Source organism: Actinoallomurus sp. CA-150999, from assembly GCF_050942425.1.
Classification (GTDB): Bacteria; Actinomycetota; Actinomycetes; order Streptosporangiales; family Streptosporangiaceae; genus Actinoallomurus.
The window spans coordinates 3,726,666-3,750,639 of the sequence record NZ_CP192063.1; the positions used below are offsets into that span (position 1 = coordinate 3,726,666).

The window sequence follows — 23,974 nt, forward strand, 5'->3', positions numbered from 1 at the left end:
CGGGAGAGGCTAAGGAACGGCGCCGGCCGTCGCGGTCGACTCCGTCGTTGAAAAGCCTCGCCGCCGATCGCCCCCTGGTGTCGCCATCGACGGTCTCCAACGTCGAAGCGGGACGAAGAAAGATCGACGAGAGGCAAGCAAAGATCATCGATCGTCACTTCCGGACCGGCGGCCTCTTCGAGCTCCTGCTCTGGTACGCCCAGAACGGCCACAACCCCGACTGGGCCCAGTCGGTCACCGCGTACGAGACCATCGCCCAGATAATCCGTATCTACCACGGGCAATACACTCCGCCCCCGTTCCAGACTGAGGACTACGCGCGAGCCCTCCTGCTGGCCAGGAGCAACGTCGGGGATCTCGAGGGGACACTCAAGGCCAGGATGGATCGGCAGGCCGCGATTCTGGACAGGCCAGATCCGCCCTACGTGTGGGCGCTGCTAGACGAGGACATCCTGGACGACTGCATCGGCGGCGTCGAGGTCATGCAGGCGCAGCTCCGGCACCTCCTCGCACTGATGCAGCGGCCGCACATCACCATTCGCATCATCCCGCGCTCGACGGGTGCGCATATCTGGAAGGACGGCCCGTTCCGCATCATCAGCGTCGATTCCCGCGATATTGCCTACGCTGGAGCAGCGCGAGGCGGTCGGCTGATCGAGATGTGCGGCGAGGTCGAAGAGTTCCGGCTGGACTTCGACCGGATCGGGCATAAGGCAGCGTCCGACGACGCCTCGCGCGCCCTGATCGAGCGGCGATTGGAGTCCACCGAATGGCGATGCAGTGGCGCAAGAGCTCCCGCAGCGGGGGCGTCAACGATGAGGCGTGCGTCGAGGTGGCGCCGCTGACCTCCCAGGAGGCCGCCGGCCTGACGGCGCGATTCACGACTGACGTTCCGCCTGTAGGCTGACCCCCTTCGTGATCTTGAGAGGGGACGGCGGATGGGCGGGGCCGCACGGCGATTCGGGCGTATGGCGCGCGTGTGGCTCGTCTCGGGTGCGGTCGTGGCGACCCTGGCGGCCGCCGTCTCCTCCGACGCCGCGACGCCCGCGCCTTCCGTCCTCTCCCTTCCGAAGTACGTCGTGTCGGTGACGACGGGCGGCCAGGCCTGGGCCCAGGTGCTCAGGGGAAAGACCTTCCGGGCGTTCGACGCGGTACCGGCCCCGTCGCCGGGCGCCGGCCGGGCGACGGCGGTCGTGGCCGCCATCGCGGATCGTACGTTCGTCGTGGCCGCCTTCGACCCCAAGTCCTGCGTCTCGCGGTTGTACCGTCTGCGCCTCACCGAACAGGGGCGCCCGGAGGTTCCGCGGCCGATCCCCGGCGGCCCGATCCACGCGGCCGTGGCGGGCCTGGCGGTCGGCCCGGACGACTCGAAGATCGCTTTCACGACGGCGTCGTGCGCCGACACGGTCGTACCCCGTGCCTCGGTCACGGTGTTGAACGTCGTCACCCGGGAGCGGCGCACCTGGTCGCTCGGCGCCCCTTCCGTCGTCGGCGACCTGACGTGGGGCTCCGACGGTCGTACGCTCGGCTACGCGCTCGGGGAGGGCGTCCCGGACCGGGCCGAGGGCTTCGCCCTGACGTCCGGAACCCTGCGGTCCCTCGACACGACGGCAGGGGAGACGTCGTTGCTCGCCGGACGAGTGGTGTTCCGGCCGGCCGACGGCGTCCTGGAGTCGGCGACCCTGGACAGCGGTCTGCGCACGGGCACCGCTTTCGTCCGCGACACGCGGTCGGGGGCCCGGAAGTGGTTCTCGTTCGGCCACGGCCGTTCTCCCCGTCTGATCGAGGTGATCCCGGCCAACACCCTGGTCGCGGTGGCCACGCGCGGTGCCGGACGCCGGCATGAGTGCGGCGGCGACATCGACGCGTTCGGCCGGCTCATCGACGGGCATTTCACCCCGCGCGTGCTGGACATGCAACTCGAGTGCGGCACGGCGTCGTGATGGGGATCGGCTCACCCTCTTGACCGTAACCGCTCACTTACATGAACATGAAGGTCGATCCGGAAGGCGGTGTGTCATGACGATTCGGTCCGGTCCGGCGCCATCACAGATCGATCTCGCGGCGCTGGAGTTCTGGGCGCGACCCGTCGAAGAGCGTGAGGCCGCCTTCGCGGCCCTGCGGGCGCGGGAGCATCCGGCGTTCTTCAGCGAGATCCCCGTCCCGTTCGTACGGCCGGGCAAGGGCTTCTACGCGCTGGTCCGGCACGCGGACGTCAGCGAGGCGAGCCGCCACCCGGACGTCTTCAGCAGTGAGCCGAGCGCGACCAGCATCCCGGACTTCCCCGCGTACATGGAGCGGTTCTTCGGCTCGCTGATCAACCTGGACGACCCGCGGCACGCCAAGATCCGCCGCATCGTGTCGCGTGCCTTCACGCCGAAGATGCTCGCCAAGACCGAGGACGACATCCGGCGGCGCGCCGCGCGGATCGTCGACGAGCTGATCGAGACCGGTCCGGACGACTTCGTCTCCAAGGTCGCCGTCCGCCTGCCGGTCGAGGTCATCTGCGACATGCTCGGCATCCCCGAGCACTACCACGCCCAGGTGGTCCGGCGGACCAACGTGATCCTCGGCAACTCCGACCCGGAGTACACCGGCGTCACGCCGGGACCAGAGATGAGCCGGGTCGCCGCCGGCCGCGCGCTGCTCAAGATCATTTGGGCGGCCCGCGACCTGCACCGGCTCGCCGCCCGCCTCGGGCGCGAGCGCATGAAGAACCCGACCGGTGACCTGACCTCGGCCCTGGTGACCGCGAACGTCGACGGCGAACGCCTGACGACCCGCGAGCTCGGGTCGTTCTTCTTGCTGCTCGTCGTCGCGGGAAACGAGACGACGCGGACGGCCTTGAGCCACGCGCTGAAGCTGTTCACCGACTTCCCCGACCAGCGGGCCCTGCTGCTGGAGGACTTCGAGGGCCGGATCGGCGGCGCCGTCGAGGAGATCGTGCGCTACTCCACGCCGGTGATCTTCATGCGGCGCAACCTCACCCGCGACCACGAGATGAACGGCCACACCTACAAGGCCGGCGACAAGGTGCTGCTGTTCTACAACTCCGCCAACCGCGACGAGACGGTGTTCGACCACCCGGAGGTCTTCGACATCACCCGGGATTCCAACCCGCACGTCGGCTTCGGCGGCCCCGGGCCCCACTTCTGCCTCGGCGCGAACCTGGCCCGCCGGGAGATCACCGTCATGCTCCGGGAGCTGTTCACCCGCCTGCCGGACATCCGCGCCGACGGCGAGCCCGACCGTCTGCTGTCCGGCTTCATCAACGGCTACAAGCGCCTGCCCTGCACCTTCACCAAGCCCTAGACCCCACCGTCGAAGCGGGCGCGAGCCGCCCGGATGTCGGCCTCGTGGTCCACGGCCCACCGGCCCAGCATGAGCAGCGGCTCGCGCAAAGATCGTCCGAGGTCGGTGAGGGCGTACTCCACTCTCGGGGGCCTGCCCGGGTGGACGGTCCGACTGATCAGGCCGTCGCGTTCGAGCGTGCGCAGGGTGCGGGTGAGCACGCGGCGGCTGAGTCCCTGGACCGCCCGGTCCAGCTCGTTGAAGCCGTACGGTCGCGTGGCCAGGAGCGACAGCACCAGGACGCCCCACTTCTCGCCGACGCGGCGTAGCACCCCGGTCGCCGGGCACGCTTCGTGCTCCTCGACGGTCACGGGTGTGGGCAGGGCGACGGCGAGGTCACCAGTGGACATGAAAGTGCCTTCTTTCGGGGCCGTTCCGACCGACACAAGATCAGCGTACGGAATCGATCGGAACCAAGGAGCCTTGCCATGCTTGCTGTCTGCGGAGCCTCCGGAAACCTGGGCGGCCGCACTCTGCGGCACCTCGTGGGGCGCGTCGACGCCTCCCGGGTGGTCGCCCTCTCCCGTACGCCGGACCGGATCCCCGAGGTCGGGGTGGAGACCCGCGTCGCCGACTTCTCCGACCCCGACGGGCTCCTACGGGCGTTCGACGGGGTCGAACGGCTGCTGATCATTAGCCTTGACGCCATCGCGGGCCGGGTGCCGAAACACGCCAACGCGCTCGACGCGGCGGCGAAGGCCCGTGTGGGACACGTCGTCTACACCTCGGTGGCGCGCGCGGGTGAACCGGGGAACCCGGTGCGGGTCGTCCCGGACCATCGAGACACCGAACGCCTGCTGGCCTCGTCCGGGCCGGCGTTCACCGCACTGCGTTTCAACGTGTGGCCCGAGATGTTGACGTACCTCGGGATCGCGCAGCGGGCGGTGGCCGCCGGGCGGCTGCCCGGCAACGCCGGTGACGGGCGCGTCGGCTACATCACCCGGGACGACAGCGCCGCCGTGGCCGCCGCGGTCCTGGCCGACGGCGGCTGCGAGGGGCAGCTCCTCGAGGTCACCGGACCGGCGGCCGTCAGAGACGCGGACATCGCGGAGGCGCTGACCGAGGCGACCGGACGCCTCGTACGACATGAGCCGGTGACGGACGAGGAGATGCCGGTGCGTCTCACCGCGTTGGGGATGCCGGCGCCGCTCGCCGAGGCGTGGACGGAAGCGGGCATCGCGCGCCGGGAGGGCTGGTTCGACGTCATGACTCACGCGGCCGAACGGCTCACCGGTCGCAGGCCGACGTCGATCGCCGAGTTCTTCGCGGCCGAACGCGCGACCCTGCTGGCCACGTGACCGCCGAGACGTCCTGCGCGCCATCGCCGTGGACGTGCAGCGTCATGGGCGTACGAAAGGTGTGGCCGACGCCGGTACGGCGGCCACACCTTCTGTCCCGATCTAGGGGAGCTTGACGTACCGGGCGAGGAAGTCGCGGGCCGGGCCGGCGTCCAGGCGGTAGTCGTAGTTGGTCGCCTTGCAGGAGTCGTCGTCCCCGCTGATGGTCGTGGCCACCAGGAGGTCGGAGTCGCCGAGGAAGTTGGGGCCGCCGGAGTCGCCGTAGCAGGTGCCTCCGTCGCCCTCCTCCAGGTCGAGCTTCAGCCACACGCGGGTGAGGTCGTCAAAGGAGATCGACGTCCGGCTGCGCGTGTCGGTGTAGACCAGCTTCGTCTTGCGCGAAGCCGCCTTCTTCTGGTTGATCGACCCGTATCCGACCGGGGTGAACTTGGCGTCCTGCAGCGATCCGTCGACGCGCATCCGGGACAGCAGGCCCGCAGGCGGCAGCTTGGCCGGCTTGATGCCGGCGATCGGCTTGTCGAACACCACGACGGCGATGTCGTGGAGGTCGCCCTTGGGGTTGTACCGCTCGTCCGGGATGTAGCGGCCGGAGTAGACGGTCTCCCCCTGCTGGTAGTGGCTGGCGAAGGTGACGCGCGCGGTCCGCTGGTTCTTGTGACCGCAGTGCGCGGCGGTCACGAGGACCGTCGGGGAGACGAGCGTGCCGGTGCAGTAGGCCCAGGTGCCGTCGGGGTACGGCTTGTCGGCGAGGAGAGCGCCGACCGACGGGTGCTCGTTGCCGTCCGCAGATCCATTGGTGATCGCGAGGGCGGGAGAAGCGAGGCTAACCACGAAAGCAGCGCAAACGAGGGGGGCGGCAAAACGCATGAAGGAGACTTTAAGTGGATATCTCACGCTTTCGCAAAAGGATCAGGCAAAGATCTACCTAGGCATCTACCTGCGGATACGTGATCAGGGAAGTGATCGGAATTCGCCGGAAAGGGCTCTCGTGATCACATCGAAGATCGGAATGTGCCTCCCGGGGCGGCGAGGCGAACCGGGCCCGCGGCGGTGCCGCGGACCCGGAAATTCGGGCACTTACGAGAGGCCGATCCGGCCCGCGGCGCGGTCCCAGGCGGCGTCGTCACCGCTCGGCCGGTAGACGGTCAGCTCCTGCGTCCGGCGTACGAGCCCGCGCGGGTCGGCGGTCAGCCCGTGCGCGCGGGCCTGCGCCAGCGCGTTGCCGATCGCCGTCGCCTCCACCGGGCCGGCGACGACCGGCAGGCCGCAGGCGTCTGCGGTCAACTGGCACAGCAGCGTGTTGCGCGCCCCGCCGCCGACGACGTGCACGACCTCGACGGACCGTCCGGACAGGCGCGCCGCGTCCCGGATCGCGGCGCGGTGCCCGAGGGCGAGGCTCTCCAGGATGCAACGGACGATCTCGGCCCGTCCCTCCGGAGGACGCTGGCCGGTCCGCGCGCAGTACGCGGCGATCCGCGCGGGCATGTCGCCCGGCGGGATGAACGCCTGGTCGCCCGGGTCGACGAGCGCGGCGAACGGCGGGGCGTCCGCGGCGGCGGCCAGCAGCTCGGGCAGCGACTCCTCGGCCCGCCACGTCCGCAGCGACTCCTGCAGCAGCCACAACCCCATGACGTTGCGCAGGTAGCGGATGGTGCCGCCGACCCCGACCTCGTTGGTGAACCCGGCGACCCGGCTCTCCTCGGTCAGCACCGGCGCGTCGAGCTCGACGCCCGCCAGCGACCAGGTGCCGCAGGACACGTAGCCGAACCGGTCGTGCTCGGCGGGCACGGCCAGGACGGCGGAGGCCGTGTCGTGCGAGCCGACCGCGGTGACCGGCAGCGACTCCGGCAGCCCGGTCTCGGCCGCGACGTCCGGCCGCAGCGTGCCGATGACGTCGCCCGGCCGGCGCAGCGGCGGGAAGATCCCCGCCGGCAGCCCGAGCCGCTCGATGAAGGCGTACGCCCAGTCGCCCGTCCGCACGTCGTACAGCCCGGTCGTCGAGGCGTTGGTCTGCTCCGCGCCGACCTCGCCGGTCAGCCAGTACGCCAGCAGGTCCGGGATCATCAGCAGCGTGCGCGCCGCCTCCGGGACCGGCGCCGACAGCAGCTGGTACACCGTGTTGAACGGGAGGAACTGCAGCCCGCCGACGTCGTACAGCGTCTGCGCGCCCACCTCGGCGATCAGCTTGTCCATGACGCCGTCGGTGCGGCCGTCCCGGTAGTGGACGGGGTTGCCGAGGAGCCTGCCGGTCCGGTCGAGCAGACCGTAGTCGACGGCCCAGGAGTCCACGCCGATCGAGGTGACGCCCTCGGCGGCTCGTAGTCCCTCGAGGACCTCTCCGTACAGCCCGAGGACGTCCCAGTGGAGGGTGCCCGCCGCCCGGACCGGGCGGTTCCGGAAGCGGTGCGCCTCACGCAACGTCAGCTCGTCGTCGCCGACGCGGGCGATCATGACGCGCCCACTGGAGGCGCCCAGATCCACGGCGGCGAACGAACGCGGGGGCATGGCTGCTCCTCCTCAGTCGATGATCACGATGGTGAGCCGACGCGGCCCGTGCACGCCCTCGACGCGGGACAGCTCGATGTCGCTGGTGGCCGAGGGGCCGGACACGAACGTCAGCGGCCGGTCGGGGGAGAGGCGTTCGAGGGCCTCGGGCACGTCCGCCGCGATCCGCGCCGCCTCGACCACGACGACGTGGTGATCGGGGACGAGCGTGACCGCGCGGCGGCCCTGGCCGGGGCCGTGGTCGAGCACGACCGTGCCGGTCTCGGCGATCGCGACCGCGCAGCCGGTGATCACACCGTCCAGGGCGTCCAACTCGGCGATCGACACCGGCGGATCGTCCCGCACGATCTCGAGCCCACCGCTCGGGACCTGCGCGTTGTCCCGTACGCCGTCGAGCCCGCCGCTCGAGACCTGCGGAGCGGCCCCTGCGACGTCGAGCCCGTCGGCCGAGGCCTGCGGGTCGTCCCGTACGGCGTCGGGCCGGTCGGCCGGGGCCTGCGGGTCGTCCCTTGCGGCATCGAGCCCGGCCGTCCACGGCGCGGGCAGGCCGTTCGGGGCGAGGTAGCGGCCGCGTAGTGCGCCGAGGACGCCCGGCAGGTCGGCGTGGGCGATCCGGCGGACCTCCGCGCGGTAGTCGGCGGCGCGTTCGGCGAACAGGCCGACGACGTCGCCGTCGTGGTGACGGCGGAGGTACGGCCGGGGGATCACGTCGTACGCGGCGGCGTCCGGCGGCGCGTCGCCGAGCCGGCGCAGGATCTCGTCGCGGGCGTTCACGAGCGTTTCTCCCACCAGTCGCGGAAGGTCTCGGTCGCGGGGACGGGCGCGTCACGGGTGTCGGTCCAGCGCGAGAGCGGGCCCGGCAGCCGCCGGATGCCGCCCTTGCGGCTGAGGGCCCGTCCGGCCGTGCCGGCCAGACGCTGCCCGAAGGCGAGCCGGGCGGGGGAGCGCAGCGTCCAGGCGGCGAACCGCATGGCCGCCCGCTCGGCGCGGCCGTGAACGGCACGCGACCGCAGGTGCACGAGCACCTCCGGGATGTCGATCGCGACCGGGCAGACCTCGTAGCAGGCGCCGCACAGCGTCGAGGCGTACGGCAGCGAGTCGTCCACCGGCGAGCCGCCGCCGCGGAGCTGCGGCGACAGGATCGCGCCGATCGGCCCGGGGTACGGCGACCCGTACGCGTGCCCGCCCGCCCGCTGGTAGACGGGGCACACGTTGAGGCAGGCCGAGCAGCGGATGCAGCGCAGCGCCTGCCGGCCGACCTCGTCGTCGCGCGTGTCCGTCCGGCCGTTGTCGACCAGCACCAGGTGGAACGTCTGGCCTTCGGTGGCGCCCGACCAGATCGAGGTGTAGGGGTTCATCCGCTCGGCGGTCGACGAGCGCGGCAGCAGCTGGAGGAACACCTCCAGGTCCCGCCAGGCGGGCACCACCTTCTCGACACCCATCACCGAGATCAGCGTCTCGGGGAGCGTCAGGCACATCCGGCCGTTGCCCTCGGACTCGACCACGACGAGCGAGCCGGTCTCGGCCACCGCGAAGTTCACGCCCGACACGGCGACCTTCGCCGCCAGGAACCGCTCCCGCAGGTGGGCGCGGGCCGCATCCGCGAGCCGGGCGGGCTCGTCGGTGAGGTCGCCGGGCGCGCCGGGCATCTCCCGGCGGAAGATCTCCCGGATCTCCGCGCGGTTGCGGTGGATCGCCGGTACGAGGATGTGGGACGGGCGGTCGTCCCCGAGCTGGACGATCAGCTCGGCCAGGTCCGTCTCGTGCGCGCGGATGCCCTCGGCGGCTAGCGCCTCGTTCAGGCCGATCTCCTGGGTGGCCATCGACTTGACCTTGACGACGTCGGTCTCGCCGGTGGCCTTGATCAGGTCGGTGATGATCCGGTTCGCCTCGGCGGCGTCCCGCGCCCAGTGCACCGTGCCGCCCCGGGCCGTCACCTGCTCCTCCAGGAGCCGCAGGTAGTGGCCGAGGTGCTCGATCGTGTGGTCCTTGATGCGCTTGCCCGCCTCCCGAAGCTCCGCCCAGTCCGGCAGTTCGGCCACGGCTGCGGCTCGCTTGGCGCGGATCGTGGTGGTGGCGTGCGCGAGGTTCCGGCGCAGCTGCGTGTCGCGTACGGCGTCCCGCGCGGCGTCCGGGAAGGCGGGCATCCCGACATACGTCGGCATCCGAGCCCCGGCGCTTCCATCGTGCGTGGGCATGGGTGCCTCCCGTCCGGCGGTGCGGTCATTCATTCGGTGGCCGCCAGGATCTCGGCCAGGTGCACGGTCCGTACGCCGGTCCGGAGCCGGGACAGCAGGCCGCCGATGTGGGCGAGGCAGGAGTTGTCCGCCGCGCACACCACTTCGGCTCCGGTCTGCCGGATCCGGGCGACCTTGTCCGCGCCCATCGCGGCCGACACGTCGGGGTTCTTCAGCGCGAAGGTGCCGCCGAAGCCGCAGCACTCGGCCGCGTCGGGCAGCTCGACGAGGTCGATGCCGCGCACCGCGCGCAGCAGCCGCAGCGGCCGTTCCCCGAGGCCGAGGGCGCGCAGGGAGTGGCAGGTCGGGTGGTAGGTCACGCGGTGCGGGAAGTACGCGCCGACGTCCTCGACGCCGAGCACGTCGATGAGCAGCTCGGACAGCTCGTGGACGCGCGGCGCGGTCCGACCGGCCTCCTCGGCCAGCGCGTCGTCGCCGACGGTGCGGGCCACCCGTGCGTGGTTCTCGCGGATCATCCCCGCGCAGGACGCCGACGGGACGACGATCGCGTCGTACGGTTGGAACGTTTTAACGAAATCTCTGACCAGCGGTCCGCACTCCCGGTCGTACCCGGTGTTGTAGTGCATCTGACCGCAGCAGGTCTGCGCGGCGGGGAAGACCACCTCGTGCCCCAGCCGCTCGAGCAGGGTCACGACCGCCTTGCCGGTGCCGGGGTACAGCGTGTCGTTGAAGCAGGTGACGAAGAGGGCGACGCGCATGTCAGCGGCTCGATTCGCGGACGACGAGCTCGGGCTGGAACATGATCTGCTGGTGCGCGTGGCCCGCCGGGGCGTCGCACTCGTCCAGCAGGAGCTCGGTGGCGATCTTGCCGAGCTGGTAGGTCGGCTGGCGGATCGAGCTCAGCGGCACCGCCGCCGCCGAGGAGAACTCGATGTCGTCGTAGCCGATGAGGGCGACGTCGTCCGGCACCCGCACCCCCGCCTGCGACAGCGCGCGCAGCACGCCCAGCGCGAGCAGGTCGTTCGCGCAGAAGATCGCGTCGGGGAGGTCGCCGGCCAGGAGCTTCTCGGCGGCGAGCGCGCCGCCGCTCGCGTTCATCTCCGGCACGACCACGTCCTCCAGGGCGCGGGCGGGCAGCCCCGCCGTACGCAGTGCGCGCCGGGCGCCCTTGCGTCGGTCGGCGCACTGCCGGATCGCCAGCGGACCGGTGACGTACGCGAGCCGCCGTGCGCCCCGGTCGAGGAGGTGGGCGACGGCCAGGTCCCCGCCGGCGACGTCGTCGACGGACACCGAGCACACGTCCCCGGTCGCCGGGTGGTCGACCAGGACGACGGCGACTCCGCGCTGCCGCAGCAGGTCCACGCGGGAGAGATCCTCTTCGGTCGGCGTGATCAGGACGCCGCGGACCCGCTGCTCGGCCAGGACCCGCAGGTTGCGGGCCTCCCGCTCGGGCGACTCGCCGGAGTTGCACAGGATGACCGCGTGGTCCCGGTCGCTGACGACGTCCTCGACGCCGCGCGCGACCGCGACGAAGAAGGGGTTGCCGACGTCGAGCACGACCAGGCCGATGGCCCGGCTCTGCCCGGCCCGCAGGGTCGCGGCCGAGCCGTTGCGAACGAAGCCCAGCTCACGGATGGCCTGCTCGACGCGGGCGCGCGTCGCCGCGGCGACGCGTTCGGGCCGGTTCAGCACGTTCGAGACCGTGCCCGGCGACACGCCCGCGCGCTGCGCGACCTCCCTGATCCCCACGGTCCCCAAAGCCTTGTACCTCTTCTCCGAATGTGATGGCGTTCACTGTGACGACTGAATTAAAACGTGTCAACACGTCCTGTGAGGGCCGTTCGACGAGACCGGGCGGTGACCGGCTCGTTATCTCGGCGATATTTTCCCAGCTCAGACGGCATAACGATCTCCCTTGGCGAGGCCGCACGGGAAACTCACTCTTGACGTGACCGCGCTCACAGACCTAGCGTCCCGGGTCAATCGCGTTAAAACGTTTTTATTCCGTTCACTTCCGGAGGAAGCATGACCGAGTCGCCTCCGATCCTCGCCTTGGCGAGCGTCAGTAAGGCGTTCGGCGCGGTGCGGGCTCTGCAGGACGTCTCCCTGGAGCTGTGGGGCGGAGAGATCCATGCGCTCGCCGGCGAGAACGGGGCGGGCAAGTCCACCCTCGTCAAGATCCTGGCGGGGGTGCACCGTCCCGACGAGGGGCAGGTGCTGCTGGACGGCCGCCCGCACGAGTTCCATGGTCCCGGCGACGCCCAGCACGCGGGTGTCGCCGTGATCTACCAGGAGCCCACGCTGTTCCCCGACCTGTCGGTCGCGGAGAACATCTTCATGGGCCGCCAGCCGCGCGCCCGTTTCGGCCGCATCGACCGCCGCGCCCTCCGGACCGAGACCGCGAAGCTGTTCGAGCGGCTGGGCGTCGCGCTCGACCCGGACCGGCCCGCACGCGGTCTGTCCATCGCCGACCAGCAGATCGTGGAGATCGCCAAGGCGATCTCCCGCGACGCCCGCGTACTGATCATGGACGAGCCGACCGCGGCGCTGTCCGGCAATGAGGTCGCGCGGCTGTTCGCGGTCGCCCGCACCCTCCAGGAGCAGGGCTGCGCGCTGCTGTTCATCTCCCACCGGCTGGAGGAGATCTTCGACCTCTGCCAGCGGGTGACGACGCTGCGCGACGGCCGCTACATCTCCACCGAGACGCTCGACGGGCTCACCCCCGACGACCTCGTGCAGCGGATGGTCGGCCGCGAGCTGGACACGCTCTATCCCAAGCAGGAGACGACGCCCGGCGAGACGGTGCTGACGGTCTCCCGGCTGACCCGCGAGGGCGTCTTCACCGACGTCTCCTTCGAGGTGCGCGCCGGGGAGATCGTCGCGCTGGCCGGCCTCGTCGGCGCCGGGCGTAGCGAGGTCGCCCGCGCGATCTTCGGGGTCGACCGCTACGACGCGGGCGGCGTCCAGGTCGGGACGACGAAACTGCCGGCCGGCAGCCCCACCGCCGCGATGTCCGCCGGGATCGCCCTGGTCCCCGAGGACCGGCGCCAGCAGGGCCTGGTCATGGACGGCTCGATCGAGCGGAACATCGGCCTCACCCAGCTGCGCACGCTGCGCCGCGGCCCGATCATCTCCCGGAAGGCCGAACGCGACCGGGCCGCCGACTGGGCGATCCGGCTGCAGCTGAAGTACGCGCGGCTCAGCGACGTCGTCGGCGTGCTGTCCGGCGGCAACCAGCAGAAGGTCGTCCTCGCCAAGTGGCTGTCGACCGAGCCGTCCGTGCTGATCGTCGACGAGCCCACGCGCGGCATCGACGTCGGCACCAAGGCCGAGGTGCACCGCCTGCTGTCGGAGCTGGCCGGCCAGGGCCTCGCCGTCCTGATGATCTCCTCCGACCTGCCCGAGGTGCTCGGCATGGCCGACCGCGTCCTGGTCATGCACGAGGGCCGGCTCGCCGCCGAGATCCCCCGCGAAGAGGCCACCGAGGAGACCGTCATGGCCGCCGCCACCGGCCGTACCCGAGAGGAGGCCGCGTAAATGGCAGCCGTAACCGCCGACGCCGGCGGGCGCAGGCTCGTCGACACCGTCCTGCGGGCGCGGGAGCTGAGCATCCTCGCCGCGCTGATCGTCCTCGTCGTCGTGACGACGGCGGTGAACTCCTCGTTCCTGTCGACGCAGGGTGTCAAGGACATCTTCCTCAACGCCTCGATCCTGGCGTTGCTGGCCGTCGGGCAGACGATGGTGGTCGTCACCCGCAACATCGACCTGTCCGTCGGGTCGGTGGTCGGCCTGGTGGCGTTCGCGTCCGGGAAGTTCGTCGCGGGGCACGACCGCAACGTGCTGCTGGTCCTCCTCATCGGGATGGCCATCGGAGCGGTCTGCGGACTGGTCAACGGCGTGCTCGTCAGCTTCTTCAAGGTCCCGGCGCTCGTGGTGACGCTCGGCACGCTGTACGTCATCCAGGGCCTGGACTACTACTGGGCGCACGGCCAGCAGATCAACGCCGCCGACGTGCCCTCGTCCCTGCTCGACCTGGGCAACGGCAGCGTGCTCGGCGTGCCGTACCTGCCGCTCATCACGGTGGTCGTGATGCTCGCGGTCGGGCACTACCTGCGGGCCTACCCGTCGGGCCGGGAGTTCTACGCGATCGGCTCGAACCCGGACGCCGCGCGGCTCGCGGGCATCGCGATCCGCAAGCGGATCCTCACGGCCTACCTCGTCAGCGGCATCCTCGCCGGACTCGCCGGGGTGTTGTGGCTCGCCCGGTTCGGCACGGTCGTCGCGGACGCCGCGCACGGCTGGGAGCTGCGGGTGGTCGCCGCCGTCGTCGTCGGCGGCGTGGCCATCGTCGGTGGCCTCGGCAGCGTGTACGGCGCCGCGCTCGGCGCGCTCCTGCTCACCACGATCGGCAGCGTCCTGGTGGTGCTGAAGGTGAACTCCTTCTGGCAGGACGCCATCGCCGGTCTGCTGCTGCTCCTCGCGATCAGCGTCGACCGCCTGCTCGGCCTGCGCGTCACCCGCGCCCTGCGAAAGAGGAATGCCCGTCATGGCGCCTGAAGCCCCCGCCGCCGAGGCCCGCCCCGTGCAGGCGCGCGCCGAGGCTCCCCGCCCGCTGACCCGGTTCATCCGCTGGGACGTCATCGTCACGGCCCTGCTGATCGTCGTGTTCGCCGGCGGCGCGTTCGGCACGTCGGACTTCGCCACGAGCGACAACCTGTCCTTCGCCCTGGACGACCTCAGCGAGATCGCGCTGATCGCGCTGCCCATGACGCTGCTGGTCGTGGCCGCGGAGGTCGACCTGTCCGTGGCCTCGGTGCTGGGCCTGTGCAGCGCGCTGTTCGGCGCGCTGTGGGACGCCGGGTGGGCGATCGAGATGATCATCCCGCTGCTCTTGGTGGTCGGCGCGGTGGCCGGCCTGGTCAACGGCCTGCTCGTCACCCGGCTGGGACTGCCGTCCCTGGCCGTCACGATCGGCACGCTCACCCTCTACCGGGGCCTCGCGTACGTCGTGCTCGGCACCAAGGCGGTCGCGCAGTTCCCGCAGAACTACGCCGACCTGGCCACCAAGACCGTGCCCGGCACGCCCATCCCGTACCCCTTCGCGCTGTTCATCCTGCTCGCCATCGTGACCGCGGTCGTGCTGCACGCCACCGGCCTCGGCCGCGCGCTGTTCGCGATCGGCGCGCAGGAGGAGGCGGCGTTCTTCGCCGGGATCCGGGTCAAGCGCATCAAGCTGCTGCTGTTCGTGGTCTCCGGGATCGTGTCGGCGTTCGCCGGCGCCGTCTACACACTGCGGTACGGCAGCGCCCGCGCCGACAACGGCCTCGGCCTGGAGCTGGCCGTCATCGCCTCGGTGCTGCTCGGCGGCGTCGACTTCGACGGCGGCAAGGGCACGCTCGGCGGTGTCGTCGCCGGCGTGCTGCTGATCGGCCTGCTCCGCAACCTGCTCATGCTCCGTGACGTCGCGACCGAGATCCAGTCGATCGTCACCGGCGTCCTCCTCATCGTCTCCGTGCTCACGCCGCGGATCGCGGCCGCCGTACGCGAGGCACGACGACATCACCGCAGCTCGAGCTAGCCCCGACCAACCAACCCCGTCCGACCTCCCGGCTCCGCCGCCTCCTCCTAACCGGAAAAGGAACCCCTCATGATCATGCGTCCCCTGGCGGCCGTGGCCATCGCCACCGCCCTCGCCGTCGGTGCCGCCGCCTGCGGTGGTACGACGAAGAACTCCTCGGAATCCAAGGACGGCAACGGCGCCGCGACGACCGGCGCGAAGGCGGACCCGAACGCGCCGCTCAAGAAGGGCCTGAAGCTGGCCTTCCTTCCCAAGCAGGTCAACAACCCGTACGAGACGATCGTCGACAACGCGGGCATCGCCGGGGCCAAGGAGTACGGGGGCGACGCGAAGGAGGTCGGCCCGTCCGACGCGTCCGCGTCCTCGCAGATCTCCTACATCAACACGCTGATCCAGCAGCGGATGGACGCGATCCTCATCGCGGCCAACGACCCGAACGCCGTCTGCGGTCCGCTCAAGCAGGCGATGTCCCGCAAGATCAAGGTCGTGTCGTACGACTCGGACGCGTCCAAGGACTGCCGCGACGTCTTCATCAACCAGGCCAGCTCCGAGGAGATCGGCCGCAGCGAGATCAAGGTCATGTCCGACCTGATCGGCGGCAAGGGCAAGATCGCGATCCTGTCGGCGACCGCGAACGCCACGAACCAGAACACCTGGATCGGGTTCATGAAGGACGAGCTGAAGAAGCCGGAGTACTCCGGCATCCAGCTGGTCAAGGTCGCCTACGGTGACGACGACGACCAGAAGTCCTTCCAGCAGACGCAGGGTCTGCTGCAGGCGTACCCGGACCTGAAGGGCATCATCGCCCCGACCACGGTCGGCATCGCCGCCGCGGCCCGCTACATCTCCGGCTCGAAGTACAAGGGCAAGGTCGCCGTCTCCGGCCTCGGCACGCCGAACCAGATGCGCAAGTTCGTCAAGGACGGCACGGTCGGCAAGTTCGAGCTGTGGGACCCGAAGAACCTCGGCTACCTCGCGTCGTACGCCGCCGCCGCCCTCGCCTCCGGCCAGATCACCGGCGCGGAGGGCGAGAAGTTCAAGGCCGGCAAGCTCGGCGAGCGCACCATCGGCAAGGACGGCGAGGTCATCCTCGGCCCGCCGACGGTCTTCGACAAGAGCAACATCGACAACTACAACTTCTAGGCGGCCGGTGGCGGGGCCGCCTTGTGCGGCCCCGCGCCGTCGCGGGAGGAGCCCCCGTGCAGCGCGTCTGTTTCCTGCTGAAGGTCAGGCAGGACCGGCTGGATGAGTACCGCGAACGGCATCAGGCGGTGTGGCCGGACATGCTCACCGCCCTGCGCGCGGCCGGCTGGCGCAACTACAGCCTCTTCCTGCGCGACGACGGGCTGCTCGTCGGCTACCTGGAGACCGACGACTTCGACGCGGCGCGCGCGGCCATGGAGAACACCGAGGTGAACGCCCGCTGGCAGGCGGAGATGGCGCCGTTCTTCGAAGACCTCGAAGGACAGCGCCCGGATGAGGGCCTGCTGCGGCTCGACGAAGTCTTCCATCTCGACTGACGATCGGGGATCACGAACAATGACAACGGACAGCGCCCAGGTCAAGGCGGCACTGCGGACCCAGCGCATCGAGACGCCGTCGTGGGCGTACGGCAACTCCGGCACCCGGTTCAAGGTCTTCGCCCAGCAGGGCGTGCCGCGCACGCCGCAGGAGAAGATCGACGACGCGGCGCAGGTTCACAAGTACACCGGCATCGCGCCGACCGTCGCGCTGCACATCCCCTGGGACAAGGTGGACGACTACGCCGCGCTGGCGCAGCACGCCCGCGACCGGGGCGTCCAGGTCGGCGCGATCAACTCGAACGTCTTCCAGGACGACGACTACATGCTGGGCAGCGTCACCCACCCCGACCCGAAGGTGCGCGAGAAGGCGCTGAACCACCTGCTCGAGTGCGTCGACATCATGGACGAGACGGGCTCGCGCGACCTGAAGCTGTGGTTCTCCGACGGCACGAACTACCCGGGCCAGGACGACATCCGCGCCCGGCAGGACCGCCTCGCCGAGGCCCTGGCCGCGGTGTACGAGCGGCTCGGCGACGACCAGCGGTTCCTGCTGGAGTACAAGCTGTTCGAGCCGGCGTTCTACACCACCGACCTGCCGGACTGGGGCACGTCGTACGCGCACTGCCTCAAGCTCGGTCCGAAGGCGCAGGTGGTGGTCGACACCGGGCACCACGCGCCGGGCACGAACATCGAGTTCATCGTGGCGTTCCTGCTGCGCGAGGGGAAGCTCGGCGGCTTCGACTTCAACTCCCGCTTCTACGCCGACGACGACCTGATGGTCGGCGCCGCCGACCCGTTCCAGCTGTACCGGATCATGGACCAGGTGATCCAGGGCGGCGGGTACACCGACGAGATCGCGTTCATGCTCGACCAGTGCCACAACATCGAGCCGAAGATCCCCGGCCAGATCCGCTCGGTGCTGAACGTGCAGGAGGCCACCGCCAAGGCGCTCCTGATCGACATCGAGGCGCTGCGGGCGGCCCAGCAGGCGGGTGACGTGCTCGGCGCGAACGCCGTGTTCATGGACGCCTACAACACCGACGTCCGGCCGCTGCTCGCCGAGCTGCGCGCGGAGATGGGCCTGGACCCGGACCCGATGGCGGCCTACGCCCGGTCCGGGTACTTCGAGAAGATCCGCGACGGCCGCAAGGACGGCCAGGCGGCCGGCTGGGGAGCGTGACCTGATGTTCCGCAGAGCGCTGGCCGTGGCCGCCGTCGCGGCGCTCGCCGGCGGCCTGGTCGACGCCGCGCCGGCGGTGTCGGCCACCCGATCGGGGCCCTCGGCGCGGGTGCTGCGCGACACGCTGCTGGACCCGTCCGGCATCTACTTCGTCTCCTACGACGGGCTGGTCAACCAGGACCCGTTCCAGCTGAGCGGCATCCTCACGTACGGCGGCTACCAGTACGTCGCCTGGTATCACGCGGACCGCTACGTCAAGATCGCCCGGCGGCGCGCGCCGGAGGGCGCGTGGCAGACCATCACGCTGCCGCACCAGCTCACGACCGACGACTCCCACAACGTCATCTCGATGGGGATCTCGCCGCGCGACGGCCGCATCCACATCGCGATGGACACCCACAACACGCCCGTCTTCTACGTGCAGTCCGTCGCGGGGCTGGCGAACCATCCGGCGAAGTGGGACGCGAGCGACTTCGGGCCGGTGCGGCAGACCCTCGGCGGCCTCGACCTCGGCAACATCACCTATCCGCAGTTCATCGTCACGCCGGAGAAGAAGCTGCAGTTCGTCTACCGGACGGGCCAGGGCTCCGGCAACGGCGTCAACCAGCTGGCCGAGTACGACGGCGGCACGTGGCGGCAGGTCGGCACATGGTCGAGCGCGACCGGGAACTACACCGCGAACGGCGTGACCAGCACGACCCGCAACATGTACATCCACGGCCTGGACTACGGCCCGGACGGCCGCCTGTCCGTCGCGTTCACCTGGCGGGAGGGCGACCAGAAGGTCCTGTGCGCCCCGGGCGGGCTGGACAACCACGACATCGGCTACATCTACAGCGACGACCGCGGCCGTACCTGGCGCAACAGCGCCGGCCGGGCCGTCGGCGCGACCGGCACCGCGCCGGTGTCGATCGACGCGCCGGGGCTCACGGTCGACCCGATCGGCGTCGACCGCGGACTCATCAACCAGGAGGGCCAGGCCGTCGACTCCGCCGGCCGTCCGCACGTGATCGAGAGTTACGTGCCCGAAGAGTCCAAGTCCTGCGTGACGAACTACGTCGCCGACCGTACGGCCTACGGGCGGGACTACCACCTGTGGCGGGACTCCTCCGGGACCTGGCACAAGACGCAGATCCCCGTGCCGCTGAACGCCACCGGCCGGTCGAAGATCGTCTTCGACCGGGGCGACAACGCGTACGTGATCATGCCGTTCGGCCGGATCGTCGCGGCGAGCAAGGCGAGCGGCTGGACGGACTGGAAGCAGCTGTACGACGCGAAGGACCTGAACGCCTTCGGCGAGGTCGACGTCGACGCCTCGCGGCTCCGCTCCCAGGGCGTCCTGTCCTTCATGTACCAGCAGAAATCGACCGGGACGACGCCGTCGGCCGTCCGGGTCATCGACTTCCGGATCGGCGCACGCCGGTGACCACCGGCCGCACCCCGACCGGCCCTCGCACCACGAACACCCAAGGAGTGACTCGAATGACGGGCAACCAGCCCGAGGTGGACCAGCTGCTCGAGCGTGCGCACGCGCTCGGCTCGGACCCGCGCAACACGAACTACGCCGGCGGCAACGCCTCCGCCAAGGGCGTCACCGCCGATCCCGTGACCGGCGGCGATGTCGAGCTGATGTGGGTGAAGGGCTCCGGCGGCGACCTCGGCACGCTCAAGGAGTCGGGCCTGGCGGTGCTGCGCCTGGACCGGCTGCGCGCGATGGTGAACGTCTACCCGGGCGTCGAGCGCGAGGACGAGATGGTCGCCGCGTTCGACTTCTGCCTGCACGGCAAGGGCGGCGCGGCGCCGTCGATCGACACGGCCATGCACGGCCTGGTCGACGCCGTCCACGTGGACCACCTGCACCCGGACTCCGGCATCGCCATCGCGACCGCCGCCGACGGCGAGGAACTGACCCGCCGCATCTTCGGCGACCGGATCGCGTGGGTGCCCTGGCGGCGGCCCGGCTTCCAGCTCGGCCTCGACATCGCGGCGATCAAGAAGGACAACCCGCAGGCCATCGGCGTGATCCTCGGCGGCCACGGCATCACCGCGTGGGGCGACACCAGCGAGGAGTGCCAGGCCAACTCCCTGGAGATCATCCGTACGGCCGAGGCGTACATCGCCGAGCACGGCCGGCCCGACCCGTTCGGCGCGGTGATCAACGAGGCGCTTCCGGAGGCCGAGCGGCGCGAGCGGGCCGCCGCGCTGTTCCCGCTGATCCGGGGGCTCGCCTCGACCGACCGGCCGCAGGTCGGCCACTACACCGACTCCCCGGAGGTCCTGGACTTCCTGGCGCGGGCCGAGCACCCGCGGCTCGCCGCGCTCGGCACCTCCTGCCCGGACCACTTCCTGCGCACCAAGGTCCGCCCGCTCGTGCTGGACCTGCCGCCGACCGCCCCGCTGGACGACATCCGGGACCGGCTGCACGAGCTGCACGGGGCGTACCGGGAGGAGTACCGCGCCTACTACGAGCGGTACGCCGACGAGAACAGCCCGGCCATGCGCGGCGCGGACCCCGCGATCGTCCTCGTGCCCGGCGTCGGCATGTTCAGCTTCGGCAAGGACAAGCAGACCGCCCGGGTCGCCGGCGAGTTCTACGTCAACGCGATCAACGTGATGCGCGGTGCGGAGGCCCTGTCCTCCTACGCCCCGATCGCGGAGTCGGAGAAGTTCCGCATCGAGTACTGGGAGCTGGAGGAGGCCAAGCTGCGGCGCATGCCGAAGCCCAAGCCCCTCGCCACCCGCGTCGCCTTCGTGACCGGCGGCGGCTCTGGCATCGGCGCGGCCACCGCCCGCCGGCTGGCCGCCGAGGGCGCCTGCGTCGTCGTCGCCGACCGCGACGCCGGCGCGGCCGAGAAGGTCGCCGCCGAGCTCGGCGCGAACGCGCTGCGGGCCGCGGACGTCGCGGTCGCCGTGGCCGTGGACGTCACCGACGAGGCCCAGATCACCGCCGCCCTCCGCGAGGCGGTGCTCGCCTTCGGCGGCGTCGACCTGGTCGTCAACAACGCCGGGCTGTCGCTGTCCAAGCCGCTGCTCGAGACGACCGTCGCCGACTGGGACCTGCAGCACGACGTCATGGCCCGCGGCTCGTTCCTCGTCTCCCGCGAGGCCGCCCGCGTCATGATGGAGCAGGTCATGGGCGGCGACATCGTCTACATCTCCTCGAAGAACTCCGTGTTCGCCGGTCCGAACAACATCGCCTACAGCGCGGCGAAGGCCGACCAGGCGCACCAGGTCCGGCTGCTGGCCGCCGAGCTCGGCAAGCACGGCATCCGCGTCAACGGCGTCAACCCCGACGGCGTCGTCCGCGGCTCCGGCATCTTCGCCGGCGGCTGGGGCGCCAAGCGCGCCGCCGTGTACGGCGTCCCGGAGGAGAAGCTCGGCGAGTACTACGCCCAGCGCACCCTCCTCAAGCGCGAGGTGCTGCCCGAGCACGTCGCGAACGCCGTCTTCGCCCTCACCGGCGGGGACCTGACTCACACCACCGGGCTGCACGTCCCGGTCGACGCGGGGGTGGCAGCCGCCTTCCTCCGCTGAACCGCCACGGGGCGGCGCGCCGCCACGCGCCGCCCCACGGCCGCACACATCGGGGTTGCTCAATCCGCCGGATCCCAGAGAGGGAGAGCCCAGGGATGCGACTGGCTTCGAATGTTCAACGACGACCCTTGCACGTCCTCGCCTGCCTCGCGCTCGGCGCCACCACCACGCTCGTCGCCACGTCGCCCGCGCGGGCCGACGGAGACTCGCGGGCCGCGAACGCGCTCGCCCAGCTGCCGGCGCCGAACTGGCGCCACTATGTCCAGGGGACCTCCCACCGCGAGGTGTCGCCGGTCCGGGTCGCCTCCACCGCCGGCGACGTGACCAACCCGAAGGGTCTGCTCGGCGCGGGGACGACCACCCTGCACCGCGAGGCCCCGAAGCCCAAGCCGGTCTGGCCGTCCGGCACCACGGCCTCGGCCTCCTCGTACCACGACCCGAACGGCGGCAACAACGGCACGCCCACCTCGTACGAGCCCGCCCACGCCGTCGACGGGGACCCGAAGACGTTCTGGAACGACGCGAACTCCGACACGTATCCGGCCTGGCTGGAGATCACCAGCCCCACCCCGGTGAAGCTGCCGGGGATCACCGTGCTGTCCAACAGCGACGGCGTCCCGATGGACTTCACCGTCTCCACCTGGAACGGCGCGGACTGGGTCACCCAGGCGACGGTGACCGGCAACACCGACGTGCAGCGGGCCGTGACCTTCCCGCAGGAGGTCACCGCCGACCGGGTGCGGATCACCGTCACCAAGGACCAGCCCAGCTCCCGGGGGGACTTCACCCGCATCAACGAGGTCTGGCCCGGCGTCGTCACCGACCCGCCGCAGGCGAGCGTCACCCTGGACTTCGGCAAGGTCGTCGTCGGCTACCCGAAGATCCGGTTCGGCGGGGCCTCGGCCGACCACCCCGGCGTACGGCTGGCCTTCTCCGAGACCCTGCAGTACCTCACCGACCGTTCCGACTTCACCCGCTCCGACTTCGCCGGCGGCCCGGGCACCGACCAGTACGCCCCACCGGAGACGTCCACCACCTGGACCGACACCAAGGGCTGCCAGAGCGGTACGAAGGTCTGCGCGGACGGCCTGCACGGCTTCCGGTACGTCAAGATCAGCCTCGACGCCCTGGAGAGCGACGCCCCGGTCGCGGAGCCGTACGGCACGGTCAAGCTCGAGGACGTCACCGTCGAGTCGACCGCGCTCCCGGGCGCGCCCGGCACGTACAAGGGCTGGTTCGAGTCCTCGGACCCGGCCCTCAACCAGTACTGGTACAACGCGTCCTACACCAACGAGCTGGTCACCGACACGTTCCGCCCGACCGACGTCGAGCCGCGGAACGCCGACAGCCCGTCCCTGGACGGCAAGCTGGTGCTGCACGACGGCGCCAAGCGCGACCGCGACCCGTACGTCGGCGACGTCGCCGTGTCGGGCCGCACCGACTACCTCACCCACGCGGTGCCCGAGGCCGCCCGCAATGTCCTCGCCGACCTGGCCGACCACCAGCGCGCCGACGGCTGGATCCCGCCGGCGTCGATCAGCAACTACACGCTCCCGCTGTTCGACTACCCGCTGTGGTGGGTGACCTCCAGCTCGGACTACGTGCTCTATTCGGGCGACACCGGCTACGCCGCGAAGTACTACCCGAACCTCGTCAAGACCCTCGACACCTGGTACCCGTCGGTCACCGACTCGCGCGGTCTGCTGTCGAAGGGCCTGAACGGCACCGGCGGTTACGGCGACTATGCGTTCCTGCCCCGCACCGGCGAGGTCACCTACTACAACGCCCTCTACGTGCAGGCGCTGGGCGACGCGGCCGGCCTGGCCCGCGCTCTCGGCCACCCCGCCGACGCCGACCGCTGGCAGCAGCGCGCGCAGACCGTCGCGAAGGCGGTCAACACCTATCTGTGGGACGCCACGACCGGTGCCTACCTGGACTCCGGCACGGGCGCGGTCCGCCATGGCCAGGACGGCAACGGCCTCGCGATCGTCGCCGGAGTCGCCTCCCCGGAGCAGGCGGCGTCGGCGCTCGGCCACCTCGCCAAGACGACGGCCCAGCCGTACGGCAACGCCTTCATGGACAACGACACGCTCGTCTCGGACGGCAGCAAGCGGGTCTACGCCTTCACCTCCTACCCGGAGATCCAGGCGCGTTTCCGGTCCGGTCAGGCCGACTCCGCGATCGAGGAGATCAAGCGGCTGTACGGCTGGATGACGAACCACGACCCCGGCATCACCGACTGGGAGGGCATCGGCGAGAACGGCTCCCTGTACGAGGGCGCCTACACCTCCATGGCACACGGCTGGTCCACCGGCGTCGTGCCGGCGCTCAGCAACGAGCTGCTCGGCGCCGTGCCGACCGGTCCCGGGTTCGCCACCTGGGCGGTGCGGCCGAACCCCGGCTCGGTGACGTGGGCCCGCGGCCAGTTGCCCACCCCGCACGGCCCGCTGCGGGTGACCTGGACGCAGGGTCACGGCGCCGTCCTCACCCTCGCCGTCACGGCCCCGGCCGGCACCTCCGGCGACATCGCGGTGCCGACCGGCGGAAAGCGGGTCACCGTACGCGTCGACGGCAAGGTCGCCTGGAACGGTGCCGCCCTCGCCTACCAGGCGACGAACGACGGCGGCCACATCACGTTGCACGGGATTCGTGCCGGTTCGCACACGGTCCAGGTGACCGACGGATGACGGGAGACGCCAGCGCCTGAGTGACCGATGGCGGGCGGCGGCCCCGGCCGCCCGCCTCATCGGGGGTTTTCCTTCCGCCGGATCCCAGAAAGGGAGCCCGAGAATGCACCTGCTACCGAG

The 23,974-nt window shown here is 70.9% G+C and carries 20 protein-coding genes and 1 pseudogene; 14 read left to right on the forward strand and 7 right to left on the reverse strand.

Features of this window, described 5'->3' with window-relative positions:
- Window positions 1–77 precede the first annotated feature (77 nt).
- From ACQP2O_RS17595 to ACQP2O_RS17610, 4 genes and pseudogenes are all read left to right on the forward strand, one after another.
- A pseudogene (locus tag ACQP2O_RS17595) lies at window positions 78–740 on the forward strand (DUF5753 domain-containing protein); the annotation flags it as partial.
- 35 nt (window positions 741–775) lie between these two features.
- Complete coding sequence (locus tag ACQP2O_RS17600; RefSeq protein WP_433185807.1) at window positions 776–907, forward strand: DUF397 domain-containing protein; 132 nt, start codon at window positions 776–778, stop codon at window positions 905–907.
- A gap of 61 nt (window positions 908–968) precedes the next feature.
- Window positions 969–1,943 carry a hypothetical protein gene (locus ACQP2O_RS17605; RefSeq protein WP_433185810.1) on the forward strand — a complete coding sequence of 325 codons (975 nt, stop codon included), beginning with the start codon at window positions 969–971 and terminating at the stop codon, window positions 1,941–1,943.
- 76 nt (window positions 1,944–2,019) lie between these two features.
- On the forward strand, window positions 2,020–3,312 hold the full coding sequence (locus ACQP2O_RS17610; protein ID WP_433185813.1) for a cytochrome P450: 1,293 nt from the start codon (window positions 2,020–2,022) through the stop codon (window positions 3,310–3,312).
- Here the strand turns inward: ACQP2O_RS17610 and ACQP2O_RS17615 are convergent.
- Window positions 3,309–3,701: a winged helix-turn-helix transcriptional regulator gene (locus ACQP2O_RS17615; protein ID WP_433185816.1), complete on the reverse strand. Its 393-nt coding sequence runs from the start codon at window positions 3,699–3,701 to the stop codon at window positions 3,309–3,311. The two genes, ACQP2O_RS17610 and ACQP2O_RS17615, sit on opposite strands and share 4 nt — an antisense overlap.
- A gap of 78 nt (window positions 3,702–3,779) precedes the next feature.
- On the opposite strand from ACQP2O_RS17615, the gene ACQP2O_RS17620 reads away from it, so the two are divergent.
- Window positions 3,780–4,649: an NAD(P)H-binding protein gene (locus tag ACQP2O_RS17620; RefSeq protein ID WP_433185818.1), complete on the forward strand. Its 870-nt coding sequence runs from the start codon at window positions 3,780–3,782 to the stop codon at window positions 4,647–4,649.
- Window positions 4,650–4,751: 102 nt separating this feature from the next.
- On the opposite strand, the gene ACQP2O_RS17625 is transcribed toward ACQP2O_RS17620, so the two are convergent.
- The 6 genes from ACQP2O_RS17625 to ACQP2O_RS17650 form a co-directional block, all read right to left on the reverse strand.
- On the reverse strand, window positions 4,752–5,480 hold the full coding sequence (locus ACQP2O_RS17625; RefSeq protein WP_360890988.1) for a S1 family peptidase: 729 nt from the start codon (window positions 5,478–5,480) through the stop codon (window positions 4,752–4,754).
- A gap of 246 nt (window positions 5,481–5,726) precedes the next feature.
- On the reverse strand, window positions 5,727–7,154 hold the full coding sequence (locus tag ACQP2O_RS17630; RefSeq protein WP_433185821.1) for a rhamnulokinase: 1,428 nt from the start codon (window positions 7,152–7,154) through the stop codon (window positions 5,727–5,729).
- 12 nt (window positions 7,155–7,166) lie between these two features.
- The gene (locus ACQP2O_RS17635; protein ID WP_433185823.1) at window positions 7,167–7,928 is read right to left on the reverse strand and encodes a LutC/YkgG family protein; all 762 of its coding nucleotides are present in this window, start codon (window positions 7,926–7,928) and stop codon (window positions 7,167–7,169) included.
- Complete coding sequence (locus ACQP2O_RS17640) at window positions 7,925–9,301, reverse strand: lactate utilization protein B (protein ID WP_433191061.1); 1,377 nt, start codon at window positions 9,299–9,301, stop codon at window positions 7,925–7,927. The genes ACQP2O_RS17635 and ACQP2O_RS17640 overlap by 4 nt, the downstream gene beginning before the upstream one ends.
- 80 nt (window positions 9,302–9,381) lie before the next feature.
- Window positions 9,382–10,110 (reverse strand): (Fe-S)-binding protein, encoded by a 729-nt coding sequence (locus ACQP2O_RS17645; RefSeq protein ID WP_433185826.1) that lies wholly within the window; start codon window positions 10,108–10,110, stop codon window positions 9,382–9,384.
- Window position 10,111: 1 nt separating this feature from the next.
- The gene (locus ACQP2O_RS17650; protein WP_433185829.1) at window positions 10,112–11,101 is read right to left on the reverse strand and encodes a LacI family DNA-binding transcriptional regulator; all 990 of its coding nucleotides are present in this window, start codon (window positions 11,099–11,101) and stop codon (window positions 10,112–10,114) included.
- Window positions 11,102–11,377: 276 nt separating this feature from the next.
- Between ACQP2O_RS17650 and ACQP2O_RS17655 the strand changes: the two genes are divergently transcribed.
- The 9 genes from ACQP2O_RS17655 to ACQP2O_RS17695 all read left to right on the forward strand — a co-directional run bounded on the left by ACQP2O_RS17655 (window position 11,378) and on the right by ACQP2O_RS17695 (window position 23,854).
- Complete coding sequence (locus ACQP2O_RS17655; RefSeq protein WP_433185832.1) at window positions 11,378–12,889, forward strand: sugar ABC transporter ATP-binding protein; 1,512 nt, start codon at window positions 11,378–11,380, stop codon at window positions 12,887–12,889.
- A complete protein-coding gene (locus ACQP2O_RS17660; protein ID WP_433185835.1) occupies window positions 12,890–13,909 on the forward strand; it encodes an ABC transporter permease in 1,020 nt (339 codons plus the stop codon).
- Window positions 13,899–14,930 carry an ABC transporter permease gene (locus tag ACQP2O_RS17665; protein ID WP_433185838.1) on the forward strand — a complete coding sequence of 344 codons (1,032 nt, stop codon included), beginning with the start codon at window positions 13,899–13,901 and terminating at the stop codon, window positions 14,928–14,930. The genes ACQP2O_RS17660 and ACQP2O_RS17665 overlap by 11 nt, the downstream gene beginning before the upstream one ends.
- A gap of 69 nt (window positions 14,931–14,999) precedes the next feature.
- Window positions 15,000–16,073 (forward strand): rhamnose ABC transporter substrate-binding protein, encoded by a 1,074-nt coding sequence (gene rhaS / locus ACQP2O_RS17670; RefSeq protein WP_433185841.1) that lies wholly within the window; start codon window positions 15,000–15,002, stop codon window positions 16,071–16,073.
- A gap of 56 nt (window positions 16,074–16,129) precedes the next feature.
- The gene (locus ACQP2O_RS17675; RefSeq protein WP_433185844.1) at window positions 16,130–16,450 is read left to right on the forward strand and encodes an L-rhamnose mutarotase; all 321 of its coding nucleotides are present in this window, start codon (window positions 16,130–16,132) and stop codon (window positions 16,448–16,450) included.
- Between the two features lie 19 nt (window positions 16,451–16,469).
- Window positions 16,470–17,633, forward strand: a complete 1,164-nt coding sequence (rhaI, locus tag ACQP2O_RS17680; protein WP_433185847.1) for an L-rhamnose isomerase — start codon at window positions 16,470–16,472, stop codon at window positions 17,631–17,633.
- 4 nt (window positions 17,634–17,637) lie between these two features.
- Window positions 17,638–19,059 (forward strand): BNR repeat-containing protein, encoded by a 1,422-nt coding sequence (locus ACQP2O_RS17685; protein ID WP_433185850.1) that lies wholly within the window; start codon window positions 17,638–17,640, stop codon window positions 19,057–19,059.
- A 56-nt stretch (window positions 19,060–19,115) separates the two neighbouring features.
- Window positions 19,116–21,167, forward strand: a complete 2,052-nt coding sequence (locus ACQP2O_RS17690) for a bifunctional aldolase/short-chain dehydrogenase (protein ID WP_433185852.1) — start codon at window positions 19,116–19,118, stop codon at window positions 21,165–21,167.
- A 128-nt stretch (window positions 21,168–21,295) separates the two neighbouring features.
- Complete coding sequence (locus ACQP2O_RS17695; protein WP_433185855.1) at window positions 21,296–23,854, forward strand: alpha-L-rhamnosidase C-terminal domain-containing protein; 2,559 nt, start codon at window positions 21,296–21,298, stop codon at window positions 23,852–23,854.
- Window positions 23,855–23,974: the final 120 nt, after the last annotated feature.

Bases quoted from the DNA above. Each gene is read 5' to 3' on its own strand.
- ACQP2O_RS17630 (WP_433185821.1), bottom strand. From the start codon at position 7,154: ATGCCCCCGCGTTCGTTCGCCGCCGTGGATCTGGGCGCCTCCAGTGGG.
- ACQP2O_RS17655 (WP_433185832.1), top strand. From the start codon at position 11,378: ATGACCGAGTCGCCTCCGATCCTCGCCTTGGCGAGCGTCAGTAAGGCG.
- ACQP2O_RS17690 (WP_433185852.1), top strand. From the start codon at position 19,116: ATGACGGGCAACCAGCCCGAGGTGGACCAGCTGCTCGAGCGTGCGCAC.
- ACQP2O_RS17645 (WP_433185826.1), bottom strand. From the start codon at position 10,110: ATGCGCGTCGCCCTCTTCGTCACCTGCTTCAACGACACGCTGTACCCC.
- ACQP2O_RS17615 (WP_433185816.1), bottom strand. From the start codon at position 3,701: ATGTCCACTGGTGACCTCGCCGTCGCCCTGCCCACACCCGTGACCGTC.
- ACQP2O_RS17685 (WP_433185850.1), top strand. From the start codon at position 17,638: ATGTTCCGCAGAGCGCTGGCCGTGGCCGCCGTCGCGGCGCTCGCCGGC.
- rhaI (WP_433185847.1), top strand. From the start codon at position 16,470: ATGACAACGGACAGCGCCCAGGTCAAGGCGGCACTGCGGACCCAGCGC.
- ACQP2O_RS17605 (WP_433185810.1), top strand. From the start codon at position 969: ATGGCGCGCGTGTGGCTCGTCTCGGGTGCGGTCGTGGCGACCCTGGCG.
- ACQP2O_RS17600 (WP_433185807.1), top strand. From the start codon at position 776: ATGCAGTGGCGCAAGAGCTCCCGCAGCGGGGGCGTCAACGATGAGGCG.
- ACQP2O_RS17660 (WP_433185835.1), top strand. From the start codon at position 12,890: ATGGCAGCCGTAACCGCCGACGCCGGCGGGCGCAGGCTCGTCGACACC.
- ACQP2O_RS17640 (WP_433191061.1), bottom strand. From the start codon at position 9,301: ATGCCCGCCTTCCCGGACGCCGCGCGGGACGCCGTACGCGACACGCAG.
- ACQP2O_RS17620 (WP_433185818.1), top strand. From the start codon at position 3,780: ATGCTTGCTGTCTGCGGAGCCTCCGGAAACCTGGGCGGCCGCACTCTG.
- ACQP2O_RS17610 (WP_433185813.1), top strand. From the start codon at position 2,020: ATGACGATTCGGTCCGGTCCGGCGCCATCACAGATCGATCTCGCGGCG.
- ACQP2O_RS17665 (WP_433185838.1), top strand. From the start codon at position 13,899: ATGGCGCCTGAAGCCCCCGCCGCCGAGGCCCGCCCCGTGCAGGCGCGC.
- rhaS (WP_433185841.1), top strand. From the start codon at position 15,000: ATGATCATGCGTCCCCTGGCGGCCGTGGCCATCGCCACCGCCCTCGCC.